The 18320-nt window shown below is 33.1% G+C and carries 14 protein-coding genes and 1 pseudogene; 1 reads left to right on the top strand and 14 read right to left on the bottom strand.

The genetic code is table 11. The annotated features are described in order from the left end of the window. Window positions 1–177 precede the first annotated feature (177 nt). The 7 genes from HMPREF0446_RS03525 to HMPREF0446_RS03495 all read right to left on the bottom strand — a co-directional run bounded on the left by HMPREF0446_RS03525 (window position 178) and on the right by HMPREF0446_RS03495 (window position 7011). Window positions 178–699, bottom strand: coding sequence for a phosphatase PAP2 family protein (locus HMPREF0446_RS03525; protein ID WP_006702784.1), 522 nt, complete (start codon window positions 697–699; stop codon window positions 178–180). Then, window positions 700–1572 carry a DUF368 domain-containing protein gene (locus tag HMPREF0446_RS03520; RefSeq protein ID WP_006702785.1) on the bottom strand — a complete coding sequence of 291 codons (873 nt, stop codon included), beginning with the start codon at window positions 1570–1572 and terminating at the stop codon, window positions 700–702. 59 nt (window positions 1573–1631) lie between these two features. Then, window positions 1632–2756 (bottom strand): RNA polymerase sigma factor RpoD, encoded by a 1125-nt coding sequence (gene rpoD / locus HMPREF0446_RS03515; RefSeq protein WP_006702786.1) that lies wholly within the window; start codon window positions 2754–2756, stop codon window positions 1632–1634. Between the two features lie 15 nt (window positions 2757–2771). Next, window positions 2772–4601, bottom strand: coding sequence for a DNA primase (gene dnaG, locus HMPREF0446_RS03510; RefSeq protein WP_006702787.1), 1830 nt, complete (start codon window positions 4599–4601; stop codon window positions 2772–2774). A 223-nt stretch (window positions 4602–4824) separates the two neighbouring features. Then, window positions 4825–5436, bottom strand: a complete 612-nt coding sequence (rpsD, locus tag HMPREF0446_RS03505; protein ID WP_006702788.1) for a 30S ribosomal protein S4 — start codon at window positions 5434–5436, stop codon at window positions 4825–4827. Window positions 5437–5646: 210 nt separating this feature from the next. Further along, complete coding sequence (locus HMPREF0446_RS03500) at window positions 5647–6408, bottom strand: acyl-[acyl-carrier-protein] thioesterase (RefSeq protein ID WP_006702789.1); 762 nt, start codon at window positions 6406–6408, stop codon at window positions 5647–5649. A gap of 12 nt (window positions 6409–6420) precedes the next feature. Beyond that, entirely contained in the window at window positions 6421–7011 is a 591-nt protein-coding gene (locus HMPREF0446_RS03495; RefSeq protein WP_006702790.1) for a hypothetical protein, read from the bottom strand. Window positions 7012–7117: 106 nt separating this feature from the next. Here HMPREF0446_RS03495 and HMPREF0446_RS03490 point away from each other — a divergent pair, with 106 nt between their 5' ends. Then, window positions 7118–8395, top strand: a complete 1278-nt coding sequence (locus HMPREF0446_RS03490) for a hydroxymethylglutaryl-CoA reductase, degradative (RefSeq protein WP_006702791.1) — start codon at window positions 7118–7120, stop codon at window positions 8393–8395. Window positions 8396–8466: 71 nt separating this feature from the next. Here the strand turns inward: HMPREF0446_RS03490 and HMPREF0446_RS03485 are convergent, their stop codons facing one another. The 7 genes and pseudogenes from HMPREF0446_RS03485 to glyS all read right to left on the bottom strand — a co-directional run bounded on the left by HMPREF0446_RS03485 (window position 8467) and on the right by glyS (window position 18311). After that, a complete protein-coding gene (locus HMPREF0446_RS03485) occupies window positions 8467–8994 on the bottom strand; it encodes an adenine phosphoribosyltransferase (RefSeq protein WP_006702792.1) in 528 nt (175 codons plus the stop codon). 2 nt (window positions 8995–8996) lie between these two features. After that, on the bottom strand, window positions 8997–11312 hold the full coding sequence (gene recJ / locus HMPREF0446_RS03480) for a single-stranded-DNA-specific exonuclease RecJ (RefSeq protein ID WP_006702793.1): 2316 nt from the start codon (window positions 11310–11312) through the stop codon (window positions 8997–8999). Between the two features lie 17 nt (window positions 11313–11329). Continuing rightward, window positions 11330–12130, bottom strand: coding sequence for an SDR family NAD(P)-dependent oxidoreductase (locus HMPREF0446_RS03475; protein ID WP_006702794.1), 801 nt, complete (start codon window positions 12128–12130; stop codon window positions 11330–11332). 1 nt (window position 12131) lies between these two features. After that, a pseudogene (gene rnz, locus HMPREF0446_RS03470) lies at window positions 12132–13057 on the bottom strand (ribonuclease Z). Window positions 13058–13065: 8 nt separating this feature from the next. Next, window positions 13066–14886 carry an acyltransferase family protein gene (locus HMPREF0446_RS03465; RefSeq protein ID WP_006702796.1) on the bottom strand — a complete coding sequence of 607 codons (1821 nt, stop codon included), beginning with the start codon at window positions 14884–14886 and terminating at the stop codon, window positions 13066–13068. 8 nt (window positions 14887–14894) lie between these two features. Beyond that, complete coding sequence (gene obgE, locus HMPREF0446_RS03460) at window positions 14895–16205, bottom strand: GTPase ObgE (protein ID WP_006702797.1); 1311 nt, start codon at window positions 16203–16205, stop codon at window positions 14895–14897. A 30-nt stretch (window positions 16206–16235) separates the two neighbouring features. Next, window positions 16236–18311, bottom strand: a complete 2076-nt coding sequence (gene glyS / locus HMPREF0446_RS03455; protein WP_006702798.1) for a glycine--tRNA ligase subunit beta — start codon at window positions 18309–18311, stop codon at window positions 16236–16238. Between the last annotated feature and the right edge of the window lie 9 nt (window positions 18312–18320).

Below are 18320 nucleotides of genomic sequence, written 5' to 3'. Positions count from 1 at the left end.
AAGGAGGAATTTATATGTTAGGTGCTGAAATCGCCACAGTAATCTTTGCGTTAATTGTTATTGGATTGGTAATTAATTTTAAAAAAATAGTTAGATGGATTAAAAATATTTAATTTCTAGTTCCAACACAAAAAAGGTATAAAAGCAAGGCTGTACTCGCTTTTATACCTTTTCTTCTTATACAAATCTTCTATGTTTTGATTGGCTCCATTTTACGGTGATCCAGCCGCTGAATGTTCCTACGATTGCTCCTGCTAGTACATCTGTTGGATAATGAACGTATAAATACATTCTTGAAAAAGCAATGAGGCTTGCTAAAACGAAAGCCATAATCCAGTACTTTTTCATACGAAGGAAATACAATACACTAACTACTGTAAATGAAATAGCTGTATGCCCTGATGGGAATGAATAATCTAATGGTTTTGTAATTAATAAAGAAACTGCTGAATTAACCTCATACGGACGTGTTCTAGCTACAATTGGTTTAATGAGACCATTACACAAAATTGTATTGATTACTACCGCAATAGCTAACAGAATCCCTAGAGATCTTGTTTTCTTATTCATTAACAAAACTGCAATTATCGCTAGCCAAATGAATCCAACATTTCCTAATGAAGTAATAAAAATCATGATAAAATCTAATATTGGATTGTGTAATTTTTGAAATCCATCAAGAATTTGTAATTCTGTCATCTATTTAGAATCCTTTTCTTTTAATTTTTGTAATCCTAATACTAATAACAAACCAACTAAAGCCGCAATTGGTGAAAATGTTGAGAAATTCATTGCTTCTTGAGGAATTTTTAATGTCGTTGGTCCCATTACAATCGCATAAAATGAACCAATCATCATTCCAATGATGCCATAAATCATTTGACTACGGTAATGTTCTAAACAATATTTAATGGCTTTAACTACAAATAAAGCTCCAGCTAACACTCCTAAAGCAAAAATAGCTAAACTTGGAACATATGCTAATTGGAAAGTTAATACTGCTTTTACAGCAAAAACGACTGGAATATAAGCTCCAAAAATTAATAATAAAGTTGAACCAGAGATTCCTGGTAAAAACATTGCTGAAATAGCAATCATTCCAATAAAGAATAATTTAATGGAAGCTACAAGAGAAAACTGGCTTAAATCAAAACTACCTTTACCTGTACGAGAATTCATCCAAGTAATTCCTGCAACAATAGCCACCCCTACTAAAATATAAAAAATTCCCATTAATGGTTTTTTCAAAGATTCTTTTTCTTCCATCATCATTAAAGGAATGGCTCCTGCAATGAATCCAATAAATAAAGAACTTACTCCATAAATATGTGATTCAAATAATGAAGATAATACTAAAATGGCACTGACCATTCCAATAACCCAACCAATTCCTAATTTTACTAAATAAGTAAAAGCTTCTTTCTTCTCCTTTTTACTTCCAAATGCCATATCATGAATGGAACCAATAAATTGGTCATAAAACCCCATAATAAAAGCTACTGTTCCTCCAGAAACTCCAGGAACACTATCGGCTAATGCCATACAAAAACCATTTAAAATTTGACGAAACATAAGTTTCTCCTTTCATTTATAAATAAAGAGACTAGGCTACTGCCCAGTCTCCATCAATATTAGTCTAAGAAATCTTTCAATTGTTTTGAACGACTTGGATGACGTAATTTGCGAAGTGCTTTCGCTTCAATTTGACGGATTCTTTCACGAGTAACTCCAAATACTTGGCCTACTTGTTCTAATGTACGGATTTCTCCATTTTTGTCTAGACCAAAACGTAAACGTAATACATTTTCTTCACGATCCGTTAATTGTTCTAATACTTCATCTAATTGTTCTTTTAATAATGCATAAGCTGTATGTTCAGCTGGACTTGTTGCATTATCATCTTCAATAAAGTCTCCTAAATGTGAATCATCTTCTTCCCCAATTGGAGTTTCTAACGACACTGGTTCTTGAGCAATTTTTAGAATTTCTCTTACTTTTTCAGTTGGTAAATCCATTTCTGCTCCAATTTCTTCAGGAGTAGGTTCGCGTCCTAAATCTTGTAATAGTTGTCTTTGGATACGAACTAATTTATTGATTGTTTCTACCATATGAACTGGAATACGAATAGTACGTGCTTGGTCAGCAATCGCACGAGTAATTGCTTGACGAATCCACCATGTAGCATAAGTTGAAAACTTAAATCCTTTTGTATGGTCAAATTTTTCAACAGCTTTCATTAAGCCCATATTTCCTTCTTGAATTAAATCTAAAAATTGCATTCCACGTCCTACATAACGTTTTGCAATCGAAACTACTAAACGTAAGTTAGCTTCTGCTAATTCTTGTTTTGCTTCTTGATCTCCTTGTTGAATACGTAAAGCAAGGTTTACTTCTTCATCCGCACTTAATAATGGAACACGTCCAATTTCTTTTAAATACATACGAACAGAGTCATTAATTTTTACATTTGACGATAAAGCTGTTTCGTCTTCTGTCATTTCTACTTCAGGTTCTTTTGCAGATTCTGAAGATAATTGACGACTAGTTGGTCCACCATCTGCATCTACTACACTCACACCAGCATCTTCGAATTGTTGGATTAATTTATCCATTCCTTCTGCATCTAATTCATATGGAATCGCAATTTGCGCTGATAAATCATCATATAAAATTTGCCCAAACAATTTTCGTTCTGCTAGCAATTTACTTGTAGCTTCTTTTAGCGTTTGACCATTCTTATTGTTTTCAACTGTCATCCACTATTCCTCCATTCATGATTTTTTTAATTGTTTCTGAATATTAACTAACTCCATCATCAATTGATTTGCTCTAGTAGCATCATTTGATAATTGAGCTTCTTTCATTTCTTGCATACATCTTTGATATTGTTGTTTTAAATCTTCTTTTTTCGATAAAAAATACATTAAGTCATGAATTTCTTTTTCCGTACATTCTTCAGGCATTTCTAGCCATTCAATCATCGATAATAGATTACGATTCACTGCATCGGATTCATCTAAAAAATTCATAAATTCTTGTACAAGTAATTCTTCAAGATGCTGCTCACGATAGCTTCTCAACAAAATATAAAATTGTTGATAATCTACATAAGGAAATTCAAACTCTTCATTTTCTCTTGCTAAATAACTCCATGCTTCCGGAGAATGTAATAGACGATACAGAAGTTGCTTTTGAGAAACTTCCATTGGACCATCCTGTGAAATTCTCATAGGACTTGCCGTCCACTCCCCTGTTGAGTGAGAAGATTGTTGCTTGAATTTTCGTTGAACAAAATTGACTTGACTGGAAAGTAATTCTGCGGATATTCCGTATTCATCTGCCAATGATTTAATCGCAAATTCACGTTCAATTGGTTTAGAAATTTTTGCCAATTCAATCGTCATTTGTTCTAAAAATTGTACTTTTTCTCGTTCAATTTCTAATCGATATTGTTTTGAAAAATATCTCTTTTTAAACTGGAAAACAGATTCTGTATGATGAGCTAATTGTTCAAGATAAGCTTCTGCACCTCTTTGTTGAATAAATTCATCTGGGTCCTTTCCAGCATCTAAAGATAAGATTGAAATCGTTAAAGCTGAATTTTCTTGCAATAATTCAATTGCCCGATTCGTTGCATCTAAACCTGCCCTATCACTATCATAAGCAATAATAATTTCATTTGCTACTCGTGATAAAATTTGGATTTGTTCTTTTGTTAAAGAAGTCCCCATTGATGCTACACCGTTTTTAGCACCAGCTTGCCAAGAAGCAATGACATCCATATATCCTTCATATAAGACAACTTGTCCAGTTTTACGAATCGCTGATTTTGCTAAATCATAATTAAATAAGAACTGTCGCTTATTAAAAATAGGTGTTTCAGAACTATTTAAATATTTCGCTTCTTGTTCATCGACCATTTCCTCATCATTAGGTAAAATCCGACCAGAAAAAGCAATCACTTTTCCTTGCTCATTACGAAGCGGAATCATAATTCTATGATAAAAACGATCGATAAAATCATCATTTCTTGCAATGAATAGTCCTGATTCTTCCATTTGTTGAGGTGTTAATGGGATTTGTTTAATCAAATTCGTCACATAAGTGCGATCTTTTAATGCTAGTCCCATTTTAAAGGTTTGAATCGTCTCTAGTGTATATCCTCTATGTTGAAGATACTCTAAAGCTTTTTCACCTCCACGTGTTTGTAATAACACATGTTGATAAAATTCAGCAGCTTTTTCATGAGCCGCAACAATCGGTTGATAAGTATCTTGAACAGATGGTCGAGAACTCAAATATTTATTTTCAAATGGGATTTGAGCTAATTCTGCAACTTTTGCTACGGATTCAACAAAAGAAAGTCCTTCAATCTCTGATATAAATGAAAAAACAGTTCCTCCTCTACCACAACTAAAGCAATGATAGATTTGTTTTTCCTCAGTTACTGAAAATGAAGGTGTCCGTTCATCATGAAAAGGACAATGGCCAAAATAGTTCTTCCCTCGTTTTTTCAAAGAAACATACTGACTTACAATATCGACAATATTTACTTGCGATTGAATCTGATTCAGCGTTTCTTCAGGGATGACTTGACTCATAAACTGCCTCCTTTTCCTGAATTATTAAGGAACTTTTCCTTTTACACCTAATATCCCTAATGATACAGGATATATATTATCATCAATTGAAAATTGTTTCAACTAATTTAGCTTTTCTATTATAAAAAATTTCATTCTATTTTAACTGAAATTTAAAATATAAAAAACTCAAGAATCGCTACTATTTTAACGATTCTTGAGTTCGATAAATCTAGGAATAATCCTAGCCTAATTTGTTATAGTATTCAACGATTAATGATTCGTCAACATCAGATGTTAACTCATCACGTAATGGTAGACGGTTTAATGAACCTTCTAATTTTTCTTCATCAAATGTAACAAATTCTGGACGTCCATATAAAGATTCTAAAGATTCTTTAATGATTGTTAAGTTACGTGATTTTTCACGAACACCAACAACATCTCCAACTTGTACTTGGAATGAAGGGATATCTACACGTTTACCATTTACAGTAACGTGACCGTGGTTTACTAATTGACGAGCTTGACGACGAGTTGAAGCTAATCCTAAACGGTAAACTACGTTATCTAAACGTTGTTCTAGAAGGATCATGAAGTTTTCACCATGTTTTCCTTCTTTAATTTTGCCAGCTTTTTTGAATAAAGTAGCAAATTGACGTTCGTTCATACCATACATATGACGTAATTTTTGTTTTTCTTGTAATTGTTGACCATACTCAGATAATTTACTACGGTTATTTGGTCCGTGTTGACCTGGTGCGTATGGACGACGAGCGATTTCTTTTCCTGTTCCTGAAAGTGAAATTCCTAAACGACGAGATAACTTCCAGCTTGGTCCAGTGTAACGTGACATTGAACATTCCTCCAATAATAAAAAATTTTTTTTGGAGTAAAATAATTGCGAAACAGTAGATTCGTGCAGTCTCTACTAGGGTTCACCTTTGCAGCCGTGGTTACTACCTTCCTCTTAATGGATAGGACTGTTGACGAGCTTCTCTTATTTCTGCTGCATATTTTACACAAAAATTATTGTATCAGATGTTTGAATAAAATGCAAACTATTTTATACGATTTCTTCCCATTTCATTTGAATATTCGCACATCGATTTCCATCCTGCGAAATTAAATGATACGTTTGTCTTCTCTCTTGACTTTCTAATGTATTTTCTTCCCATAAAGTCGAACATGAAATCGTTGATTCTGGTAATACTTCTTTTTCATATTTAATCACAACTTGTTTCAACTGATGATCCTCTATAAACTCCATTCCTAATTCACTAAAAGCAAAATCAAAGTATCGAGCATTATTAACGTGGAGATTAGCATCAATATCATTGATTCGAATTTTGTATTCCCCCGTTGTAGCATCTGAAAAATCTTTTTTAGGAATTCGAGTTGCTTTTCTCATTTCTTTTCCAATAGATAGTGGATATTCCAACACAACTTCTTCATCTATTGAAACAATTTTGCGTGCCTTCATATCAAGCATTGCAAATGTCGTGATACATTTAAACAACTCTTCTCTTTCTTTTGAAAGAATACGATATTCACGGTAAGTAAAAAATTTATTATAGCTAATCGCTTGTGTTTCAATGATCACTTCTTCATCTACTTTTGGCATACGCTGAATCTCAATTTCGTGTTGAATCACGATCCATGTATAGCCTTTTTCATAAATTAAGTTTGGATTTTGTAATTGTTGTTGTTGCTTTCTAGAAGCTAACATCATCATTCCTAGAGCTTGGCTTAATAATAAATTCTCTTTCCAATCACATTCATAAGGAAGAATTGTACGCTCTATTTGGCAAATTACGTCAACCGTCATAGCAGCCTCCTATTAGTTCCAAATATCTTCACTATTTTCATTTAATACCGATACAATTTCTCCTTTATGGAAAATCACAATTGTATCTGTTGGTAAATGCATCATATCATAAAAGCTAGGATAATCCGGGAAAATTTCATAAGCTTTTGCTCCTGATAATGGTTGAGATTCAATTTCTTGATCCACAGGTGCTACATACCATGTTTCATCATCAAAACGATGCGCATAAAAATCTTCCACTTCAAATGTATGATTTGCAATAATAACAGGACTATCAAAACGGAATGGAACTAACTTTCCTAATGTTTTCGTACGTTTCCCTGCTTTAAATGTTTTTTGAACAATCTCTAAGAAATAACTACAATCTGTAATCCATTCCTCTAATTGTTTTTGTTCATAATTCGGAACGCAAACATGATACTCATTTTCAATGGACACAACTTTAATATTTCCATAATGAATTGGAATCAATTGATTTAATTCTTCTAAATTTTCTTCAAAATACTCTTCTACAATCGTTAATAAATCTTCTACTTCTTTTTGATAAGCCTCTTTGGCTTCTACAATAAATAAATGTTCTTGAATTGTTCTCGTAAATTTCATTTCATCACTCCTTGTATTCTAGTATACAGTATTTGAAACATTTTTTCTTGTATCTTCCCCTCATACTAATAAATTTGTTATACTAGAGTCACTAAGGGGGCTTATTATGAACGAGCATTTATTTTATAAATTTTATCAAAAAACACCGCTAGAAAGAAAAAATATTTTAACAAACTTATCTCATTTATCAGATGAAAAAAAAGCAAACTTATTAACTGGATTTAACTTACCAGAATCTGTAGCTAATCAAATGATTGAAAATCAAATCGGACTATATGATTTACCACTTGGAATTGTTCCTGAAGTTACCGTAAATGGTAAAACTTATACTGTTCCAATGGTAACAGAGGAACCTTCCGTCATTGCTGCAGCAAGTAATGGTTGTAAAATCATTCATCGTTCTGGGGGATTTACTACTACTCAAGAAAAGAGAGAAATGATTGGTGAAATTGCAATCTATGATTCCCCATATTCTATAGAAGAAATAGAGAAAAAACTTTCAAAGGAAATCGATCATTTATTTACTATTGCTCATGAAGCCCACCCTTCTATTGTGAAACGCGGTGGTGGAATCCAATCGATTTGGGTAGAGAAAAAACAACATCCAAATCATACGTTTTATGTATTTTATATTTCTGTAGATACAAAGGAAGCAATGGGGGCAAATATTTTAAATACGATTTTAGAAGCCTTAGTTTCTCCTATCGAAACTTTTACAAATGGAACTTGTATTATGGCAATTTTATCGAATTTGTCAACTCATTCCGTTGTCACGACTACATGCCATATTCCTTTTGAAAATTTAGAAACAAAGACAATCTCAGGTGAAGAAATTGCCCGTAGAATTGAAATTGCTAGCGAACTATCCCAAGTCGATCCTTATCGTGCTGCTACTCATAATAAAGGAATTATGAATGGAATTGATGCAGTTGTTATTGCAACTGGAAATGATTGGCGAGCCATTGAAGCTGGAGCACATGCATATGCAACTCTATCAGGAACTTATCAACCTTTTAGTAAATGGTTTATCCATAATGATAAGAAATTAGTAGGAACATTAAGTATTCCAATGCCTATCGGAACAGTTGGTGGTTCTATATCAATTCATCCTGCTGCTCAATTTTCTCATGAATTATTGATGAATCCATCTGCTAAAGAATTAGCAGTAATTATTGCTTCTATAGGTTTAGCACAAAATTTTGCCGCCTTAAAAGCATTAGTAACCGATGGGATTCAAAAAGGACATATGAATTTACAAGTAAAATCTCTAGCTTTAACGGCTGGAGCAACAGAAGAAGAAATTCCACAAATTATCCAATTACTGAAAGAACAAAAACATTTAAATTTAGAAACCGTACAAAAAATATTAGAAAGCATTAGATAAGCATAAAAGCCATGATATTCGCAAATCCGAATATCATGGCTTTCGTTACTACTTCAGAAAAATCTATTTCTTTATCTTTCGTCTTCTGTGTATTCCATCAATGTAAAGATGTCATATCCTTCGATTTTTTCACGGCCTTTTAAGTCTGTTAATTCCACTAAAAATGCTAAACCAACAACTTCTCCACCTAATTTTTCAACTAATTTAGCACAAGCATCCATTGTTCCACCTGTTGCTAATAAGTCATCACAAATTAATACTTTTTGACCTGGTTTTACAGCATCTTTATGTAAATGTAATTCTGCAGTACCATATTCTAAATCATATTCTACAGAAACTGTTTCACGAGGTAATTTTCCTTTTTTTCGTGCTGGTGCAAAACCAATTCCTAATTCATATGCAACAGGACACCCAACGATAAATCCACGAGCTTCAGGACCAACAATCATGTCAGCTCCTCTACTTTTCGCATAGTCTACAATTTGTTGTGTCGCATATTGGTATGCTTTCCCATCTGCCATTAAAGGTGAAATATCTCTAAAAATAATACCTTCTTTAGGGTAGTTTGGTACACTTGCAATGTAATTTTTTAAATTCATTTTTATTCCTCCATATTTGTCAGCCAATTTGTTAATTCAGAAAATTGACTATAGATAAATACTCTTTCGAGCCAAAGTTCTTCTTGCAATTGTTTCATTAAGGTTGACTGCATTAAATCCATTGATGTGGATTCTGGATTTAAACTTAAACAGCCGTTTTCTATTATAACAAATTTTAATTCAAAAAACACTTTTAAAATTACTTTAAATTGATCTAAAGGAATTTTTAAATAAGTGGCTAATTCTCCTGTTTTTTCATTATAGGGTACATTTGAATGTGTTTTTAAATATTGATAAACAGCCACAAATCGTTCCCTTGTGGGGATTCCCATTGTCATAATAGATTTAGGTGTATACGCAATAATATACATTTTTTGCGTATAGGAATGTTTACGAAATTCTTGAATCACTTCTTTAGATTGCGGACAATCAAAGAATACAATCGAATTAAAATCCTCTTGTTTTTCTTCTTTTATCCATTCTTCCATTGAAAAGACTTTAGAACTTGTATCAATTCTTTCACTCACTAATGGTTTTAGAGCATCTCTTTCAACTAAATAAGCTGCCTTCTTCACTGATAAATGTTCTGGTCGAATTTTATTGGTACGCCAATCAAAAATTAACGCATCTTTAACAGAGATATCTTTTAACATTAATTGAGGTAAACGATTTTGTTGCCATTCATTAATTTCTAAAGTCCCAATGACTTCAACCTCTGCTTGAAGATTTAAGCTATCTGCCCATTCTCCTTTATTAAAAATTAAAGCCTGTAACTGATTCTGTTCAGAATTCAACGTTAATTTTAAATGCTGCTGTTGAGCACCAATCTTTTGTTTTTGACCTACTAATATATTACTAATTTTAAAAATCGGTTCAGCATTATTCGTTCCATATGGTTTTAATGCTTGAAGAGAATCGATAAACTCAACATTTACTTGCGAAAGTGATAATGCTTCTTCGATAGGAATTACTTTTTCATCTTCCAACAATTCGGGATGCTGTTTCGCATAAGTTTCGATAGCTTCCATAAATCCTGGTAACATCACTGTTTCGACACTTAGTCCAGCAGCCATATGATGGCCTCCAAATTTAGCTAAAGTCTCTTGGCAATAAGATAGTGCATCATAGAGATTAAACTGAGCGCAAGATCTTGCAGAACCTTTTGCCATTAATCCATCTGATTGAATTCCTAAAACAATCGTCGGTTTTTGTAATTGTTCGACGATTCGACTCGCAACAATTCCCAATACACCTTCATGCCAATTAGATTGAGCTAATACTAACACTTTGTGATCTATTTGAGCTTTGGCTAATTCTAATGCTTCTTTTGTAATATCATCTACAATTTGTTTTCTCTTAGCATTTTCTTGTTGCATTAAAGTCACAACTTCTTGAGCGACTTCATCATCAAAAGTCGTAAATAAAGCAACCCCTGGAGTCGCATCTCCAAGTCTTCCAAGAGCATTTAAACAAGGACCTACTTGAAACCCTATTGTTTTTTCATCTATTGAACCAGGAATTAATTGTAATTCTTGAAATAAGTAACTTAACCCAATTCGCTCCGTTTGATTTAATTGTTGCAAACCTAATTTTACTAAACTACGATTTTCATCCGTTAAACTAACTAGGTCTGCAATTGTTCCAATACAAGCAATTTCTGCTAATTCAACAGGAAGTTCTCCTAATAATGCATGTGCTAATTTAAAAGCAACTCCTGCTCCAGATAAATCTCCAAATGGATACTCACCATCGGGATGGCGAGGATGTATCACTGCATAAGCTTTAGGGAGAACAGGAGGAATCTCATGGTGATCTGTTACAATAACATCACATTGTTGACTCATTGCCCATTCAACACTTTCATGAGCCGCAATTCCACAGTCAACCGTTATAATTAAAGATACTCCTTTTTCAAGATACTCTTCAAAAACACGGATATTCGGACCATATCCATCTATAAAACGATTTGGTAGATAATATTCTACTTGTGCACCCATCATTTCTAATGTTTCGTATAATACTGCAGTACTAGTAATACCGTCAGCATCATAGTCCCCGAATATTAAAATACTTTCATCCGTTTCAATCGCTTGTTGAATACGTTGAATTGCTTTTTCCATATCATACATTAAATATGGATCATGCCATAATGTCGGTGAAGATGATAGAAATTCTTGAATTTGTTCCTCAGTTTGATATCCTCTTCTCCTACAAATTTGAATCAATAAAGGAGAAAGTCCTAATGCTTTCGCAATTTCTTTTGAACTTTCCTCTATCTCATTATTGATTAAATCCCATTTAGCATTTGCAAAAGACATCCTATCACCTCCAGAACTTATTTTTTATTAAATAATTTTAAAATACTCATGTCTCCAATTTTTGGGAAACAGAAGTTTAATTTTGCTGCAAGATTCATACTATACGGTACATTCACTTCTCTTTTTTGAAGTTTCATTCCTCGAACAATTTTTCTTGCAACTTCCTTACTTGTTAAAACATACCTAGACACACTTGCTAAATATTTTCCTGTGGGTTCTGCTTTTTCAAAAAATTGAGTAGCAATTGGTCCAGGATTGACCGTCATTACATGAATGCCTTGTTCTTTTAATTCTAATCGTAAAGCATTGGAATAACCTAACACTCCAAATTTTGAAGCTGAATAAACCGAAGTTTTTGGAGTTGCTGTTTTTCCAGCTTGAGAAGCAATTTGTACGAACATTCCTGATTTTTTCTGAATGAATTTAGGAAGATATTGTTGAGTGATTTGAATCAAAGTATATAAATTCAATTGTAACATTTCTTCAATTTCTTCTTTTGATAAATCAACAGCTTGTTTTAAATATCCTCTACCTGCATTATTAATGACAATATCGACATCAATGGATTGAATTTTTTCTAATAGTAATTCTACTTTAACTACATTCGATAAATCACAGGCATAATAATAGACGGGTTGATTTGTCCATTGTTGACAAGTGTTAGCTACTTTCTTTAAGACTTCCTCACGTCTTGCCACTAATATTAAACCGGCTTGTTGTTTGGCACATTCATAAGCTAATTGTTCGCCTAAGCCTCCACTAGCTCCTGTAATCAATACCATTTTCCCATTTATTGAAAACTGTTCACGTTTTACCATATTAATTTCTTCCAATCGTAAATGTATCAAAATCTTTAACTACTTTTGTTTGTGGGAATACTTTACGAGCTTCCTGTTCTAATTGACTCACTTGATGCCCTAAATAACGCGCACTAATATGAGTTAAATACAATTGTTGAACATTCGCTTCTAAAGCAATCGTTGCCGCTTGTTTACTTGTTGAATGGAAATGTTGACGAGCAGTTTTTTCTTTATCCGCTTCATAAGTAGCTTCATGAACGAGAACATTAGCATTTTGCGATAAAGTAATACTTTTTGGAGTAAATCTTGTATCTCCACAGATTACAACAACACGTCCCTTAATATCCTCGCTCACATAGTCTTTTCCATCAATGACACGACCATCCTCTAAAGTAACAACTTCTCCACGTTTTAATCGACCAAAGACAGGACCAAATGGGACTCCTATAGCTCTTAATTCTTCTGCCTTTAACTCACCAATTTGGTCAGATTCTGTAATTCGAAATCCATAAGAAGGAATTCCATGTTCTAACTTCATCGCTTCTACTCTGAATTGTTGATCAGAAAATAATACTCCATCCTCTTCAAATTCCACAACTTTCAATGGATAGCCCAATTTCGAATAAGAAACAGAAATACTCGCATCAATAAAACGTTTAATGCCTTTTGGCCCATAAACGATTAATTCATCTTCTCCACCTTGGAATGATCGACTCGTTAATAAGCCTGGCAACCCAAAAATATGATCTCCATGAAGATGGGTAATAAATATTTTTTAATTTTTCCTGGTCGAATGGTTGTATTTAAAATTTGTTGTTGCGTTGCTTCTCCGCAATCAAATAACCAAATTTCATTTCTTTCATCTAATAGTTTCAAAGCGATTGACGAAACATTTCTCATTTTGGCTGGAACCCCAGCACCTGTACCTAAAAATTGTAATTCCATAATGGCTCCTAACTACCTCTTAATGTTTGATAAATCATTTTTGCAATCCACAAACCTTGTTGATGTGCCCCAGTTGTATTTACGATAGACGCTTTTTCATAAAACCAATCTGGATGTGTACTTGATTCAGATTTCCAATCAATATAATGAACATTTGAATATTTTTGTGCCAAACTTTCAGAAATATGATTAATTTCTTGTTGCCAAGTGCGATTAATCGTATTTGACACTAAGAAGATTTGTTTGTCCATACCAATATTTTTTAAAACAGCATCTAATTGTCCTTTAGTATATGCTCCATTACTTCCTACCATTAATACAATGATATCCCCTAATTGTTTTTGTTCTTTCAATTGGTCAATCATTTCTCCTAATTCAAATACTTGAAGATCTCTATTTGCACTAATTACTGCATTTGGATATAATGTCGGAATTTCTTGTGCCATTGCTAATAACATCGTATCTCCAATAAATGTAATAGAAGTATTTGAACTAAAGACTGTTTCTTCTCTACTAAGTCCTTGAATATTATTAATCGTTTTAACAACTTTCTTATCAGTATTACGTGTGTTTTGTGACAAGGATTCACTTGCCAATATTACTTCTTGTAAAGCTGATTCTTGAGCTGATAATCTCGGACTTGCTTGAATAAATCCAATCAATAAAATCAATACAACTGCAGCACTATAAACCATTTTTACAGTTCTACGAGTCGAATGAGTCCATTGAGCAGATAATTGATTCATCACTTTAGAGAATTTCCCTTTTTCAAACAATTGATACCAAAGTTCCCCTAAAATAACTAATAACACAATTTCTACAATTCTATGTAAAAAAGGCGTAGAACTTGTATCCCCAATTTTAGCTTGGTATAAAACCGATAAAGGTAAATACCATAAGTAATAAGAAAGACTTCTTCTTCCAATAACTGTTAAAGGTTTTAAACGGAAAAATAATGATGTTACTGATTTAGGATGCAATGAAATCATTATTAAAGCAGCCACAATTACATCAAAGATAAACATTCCACCTCTAAATGTTAAATGACTATGCTCTTTCATTATAAATAAGGTTAGAACTAATAATACAATTGGTACAAAACGAATGACTGACTCATAACGATATTTTTGAATATATTCCCCATAAAATCTTTGAATTGGAAATAATAAGGCTACAACTGCTCCTGTTAAAACAGAAAAAGCTCGTGTGTCCGTACCAAAGAAAATTCTTAGGAAGTGAACATTTGAAAAATCTTTTGTAATCATTAATAAAACAGAAGCTACTAAAAGAGCAAGCACTACCTTTTGTAACACTTGATGTTTTTTAATCATCACACTTAAAAATACAAATAAAATTGGCCACAATAAATAATATTGAACTGCTAATGACATATACCATAAATGAGAAAATGGCGATTGCGTTAATACCGTTATCGCATGATCATTTTCCTGAATAATTTGCCACCAGTTATTCATAAAGAATAAATTGGAAACCATTGTACTTCTTAAATTCACTAAGAGTTCCCTTTGAAATAGCAATAAATAAAAAATAACTGCTACTATCATCGCAAACGTTGGAATAATAATTCGTTTTAATCTTTTCGTTAAAAATGACTTTAATGGTACTTTTCCATTTTTCATTAAAGAATCCATTAGACTAGCAGTCATAAAATAGCCTGATAATAGTAAAAAGATATTTAAGCCTAGAAATCCACCTGGAATACGGTAAGCCATCATTTGATGGCCTACTATACTCATAATCGCAATGGCTCTTAAACCATCAAAAGCTGCGATATAATCTCGTTTTTCAATTTCAGTTCTATCAATCATGACATCACCTAATCGACAAACTCAAAGACAAATTTACGAATTCTAACCATATCACCGTTTTCAGCACCTTGACTACGTAAGGCAGCATCGACACCCATTCCACGTAATTGACGTGAAAAACGCATCACAGATTCATCATGTTCCATATTCGTCATTAAGAATAATTTTTCTAGTTTTTCTCCATATAATACCCATGTACCATCAGGATCTCTTGTAATATCAAATGGACGTTCTTCTTCTTCCAATCCATAAACCATATGAGTTTGAGCTTCTTGTACTTCATCTAATGGGAAGAATTCTGTTTCTTCTAATATTTCTGCTGTTCTTGCTAGTAGTGCTTGTAAGCCATCTTTACGATAAGCAGAAATCGGGAAAATTTCAGGCATTTCTTGACCATCTGGTAAGTTTTCTTGTAAATCTTTTTTAAATTGTTCTAATAATTCTTCAGACTGTGGCTGATCCATTTTATTTGCAACAATAATCATTGGACGTTCTAGTAATCTTAAATGATAAGAACCTAGTTCTTGCATAATGACTTGATAATCTTCATAAGGATTTCTTCCTTCCATTGAAGCCATATCAATGACATGTAGTAATACTTTTGTACGTTCAATATGTTTTAAGAAATGGATTCCTAAACCAACGCCCATATGAGCTCCTTCGATTAATCCAGGAAGGTCAGCTACAACAAATTGTTCACCATTTGGAGCTTGTGTCATCCCTAATTGTGGATTTAAAGTTGTAAAATGATAATCCGCAATTTTTGGTTTTGCGCTAGAAATTACCGATAATAAAGTTGATTTTCCTACAGATGGGAATCCAACTAAACCGACATCTGCTAATACTTTTAATTCTAATTCAATTTCAAATTCTTCTCCTGGTTCTCCATTTTCAGCAATATCTGGAGCCGGATTTTTATGAGTAGCAAAGCGAATATTTCCACGGCCTCCACGACCACCCTTTGCTACTACTACTTCTTGATCTACTTCTACTAAGTCTGCAATCAATTCTTTTGTTTGAGCATTACGAACAATTGTTCCAGCAGGTACTTTAACAATTAAGTCATCTGCTCCACGACCATACATACTTTTACTCATCCCATTTTCACCAGGTTTTGCCTTAAAATGACGTTTGTGACGGAAATCTAATAACGTTCTAAGTCCTGAATCGACTTTAAAAATGACACTACCGCCTCGTCCGCCATCTCCACCAGCAGGACCTCCATCTGGGACGTATTTTTCTCTTCTAAATGCTACCATACCGTTACCACCGTCTCCGGCTTTCACCCATATCGTCGCACGATCATAAAAAACTGCCATTAGGATTTACTCCTTTCTTATTTTTAGTAACTATTTAACAATTAACTCTGTGAAGTCAGCAAACTCTAAAATCATTAGCGCTAATTCACGTAAGAAACGTAAACGATTTGTACGAATTTCTTCATTATCAACCATGACCATATTTTCATTAAAGAATTCATGAATTTTTGGAGTAATCGATGCAAATGCTGCAAATTTTTCTTCAGCTGAATAGTTCTCGAAGTCTTTTCTTAAAGTAGCAATTGATTCTACTAATTGACGTTCACTTTCTGTCTCAACTTTATCTAATGAGTATTCTGAAGAATGACGAGCTTCGTCAAATCCTTTTGCACTAATATTAATCACACGGTTTAAAGCTTCAGTAATATCTTTGATTTCTGAAGTAGTCACTTCTTTTTCTAATACTGCTACTGCCTGCATTTTTTCTGGAACACTATTAGAGTTAGAATTTAATACTGCTTCAATCACATCATGACGTTTTGAAATTGAAGTCATTCTTTGTGCAAGTCTTTCACGAATAAATCCTAAAATAAATGCTTGAACATCTTCTTTCTTATCCACTAAGAATGATGCATAATCCAATGCTAATAATGTTTTAGCGAAATCATCAATGTCTAAGTGCCATTCGAACGCTTCTAAAATTTGTACTAATCCCATTACTTGACGACGTAATGCATAAGGGTCATTTGATCCTGTTGGTAACATACCTGCTGCTGTAAAGCTTAAGAATGTATCTAATTTATCTGCAATCGCTAATAATGCACCTGGAACTGATGAAGGTAATTCAGCATCTGCACTAATTGGCATGTAATGTTCACGAATCGCTCTAGCTACTTCTGGAGTTTCTCCATAATTTTTCGAATAAATTTCACCCATAATTCCTTGTAATTCTGGGAATTCACCAACCATATTCGTTACTAAGTCAAATTTATAAATTTCAGCTGCACGTTGAGCTGTTTCAACATCTTTTGCATCTAAGTTTAATTCACTTGCAATACGCCCTACTAATAATTGAACACGATTCATTTTTTCAGTCATTGAACCAATTTTCGCATGGAAGTTTAATGTTTCTAATTTCTTCAAGAATGCTGTCATTGGAACTTTTTTATCTTCTTCATAGAAGAATAAAGCATCTTCTAGACGAGCTGTTAATACTTTTTGATTTCCTTTTGCGACATTTTCAATCATGTAGTCATTTCCGTTACGTGCAGAAATGAAATAAGGTTGTAATTTACCTTTAGCATTATACACAACAAAGTAACGTTGGTGTTCTTTCATAGAAGTGACTAATACTGGTTCTGGAACAACTAAATATTTTTCATCAAATGTTCCAGCAAATGCTGTTGGATATTCTAAAATAGAACTTACTTCTTCTAATAATTCTTCATCAATTGGAACTATCCAAGCATTTTTAGCTGCTAATTCTTCAATTTGTTTACGAACTAACGCTTTTCTTTCATCTTGATTTACAATTACAAATTGTTCCGCTAAAGCTTTTTCATATTGTTCTGGGCTAGCAATCTCAGTATCTTTTCCTAAGAAACGATGTCCTCTTGAAACTCGACCAGCTTTCACATCTAATACTTGAATTTCTTCAATGACTTCTTCTCCATATAAAGCAACAATCCAATGAATTGGACGTAAATATTCAAAAGTATGAGCAGCCCAACGCATTGTAACTGGGAATTTCATATCTGTAATAACTGAAGATAAATTCTTAACAACTTCTTTTGTAGATTTACCTTTTAATAATTGTTTAACGTGAATATAGTCCACATCTTTAATTGTTTCCACATAAATGTCGTCTGTTGTTAATCCTTTTCCACGAACAAATCCTTCAGCAGCTTTTGTCCAAGCTCCATCTTTTTGAGCAATCGCTAATGATGGACCTTTGAAAATTTCAATACGGTCCTTTTGCTCTTCTTCTAATCCATTTACACGAACAGCTAATCTTCTTGGTGTTGCAAAAGCTTCTACAGATTCAAAAGCTAAGTTTTCTTGTTTGAAAAAGTCTTCTACACGAGTTGCTAATTGTTCTGAACTTGTACGAACATATTGTGCTGGTAATTCTTCTAAACCAATTTCTAATAATAATGATTTTGTCATAATTGTCCT

This window comes from Granulicatella elegans ATCC 700633 (assembly GCF_000162475.2).
In the GTDB taxonomy this organism is placed as follows: domain Bacteria; phylum Bacillota; class Bacilli; order Lactobacillales; family Aerococcaceae; genus Granulicatella; species Granulicatella elegans.
The sequence above is the reverse complement of the archived record's forward strand: the minus strand, read 5'-3'. Positions and strand labels throughout refer to the sequence as shown.

What these genes read in the sequence shown, in the direction of transcription:
- glyS (WP_006702798.1), bottom strand. Translation starts at nt 18,311, where the DNA reads ATGACAAAATCATTATTATTAGAAATTGGTTTAGAAGAATTACCAGCA.
- HMPREF0446_RS03495 (WP_006702790.1), bottom strand. Translation starts at nt 7,011, where the DNA reads ATGAAATTTACGAGAACAATTCAAGAACATTTATTTATTGTAGAAGCC.
- HMPREF0446_RS03500 (WP_006702789.1), bottom strand. Translation starts at nt 6,408, where the DNA reads ATGACGGTTGACGTAATTTGCCAAATAGAGCGTACAATTCTTCCTTAT.
- HMPREF0446_RS03525 (WP_006702784.1), bottom strand. Translation starts at nt 699, where the DNA reads ATGACAGAATTACAAATTCTTGATGGATTTCAAAAATTACACAATCCA.
- rpsD (WP_006702788.1), bottom strand. Translation starts at nt 5,436, where the DNA reads ATGTCACGTTACACTGGACCAAGCTGGAAGTTATCTCGTCGTTTAGGA.
- rpoD (WP_006702786.1), bottom strand. Translation starts at nt 2,756, where the DNA reads ATGACAGTTGAAAACAATAAGAATGGTCAAACGCTAAAAGAAGCTACA.
- HMPREF0446_RS03490 (WP_006702791.1), top strand. Translation starts at nt 7,118, where the DNA reads ATGAACGAGCATTTATTTTATAAATTTTATCAAAAAACACCGCTAGAA.
- HMPREF0446_RS03520 (WP_006702785.1), bottom strand. Translation starts at nt 1,572, where the DNA reads ATGTTTCGTCAAATTTTAAATGGTTTTTGTATGGCATTAGCCGATAGT.
- recJ (WP_006702793.1), bottom strand. Translation starts at nt 11,312, where the DNA reads ATGTCTTTTGCAAATGCTAAATGGGATTTAATCAATAATGAGATAGAG.
- HMPREF0446_RS03485 (WP_006702792.1), bottom strand. Translation starts at nt 8,994, where the DNA reads ATGAATTTAAAAAATTACATTGCAAGTGTACCAAACTACCCTAAAGAA.
- obgE (WP_006702797.1), bottom strand. Translation starts at nt 16,205, where the DNA reads ATGGCAGTTTTTTATGATCGTGCGACGATATGGGTGAAAGCCGGAGAC.
- HMPREF0446_RS03465 (WP_006702796.1), bottom strand. Translation starts at nt 14,886, where the DNA reads ATGATTGATAGAACTGAAATTGAAAAACGAGATTATATCGCAGCTTTT.
- dnaG (WP_006702787.1), bottom strand. Translation starts at nt 4,601, where the DNA reads ATGAGTCAAGTCATCCCTGAAGAAACGCTGAATCAGATTCAATCGCAA.
- HMPREF0446_RS03475 (WP_006702794.1), bottom strand. Translation starts at nt 12,130, where the DNA reads ATGGTAAAACGTGAACAGTTTTCAATAAATGGGAAAATGGTATTGATT.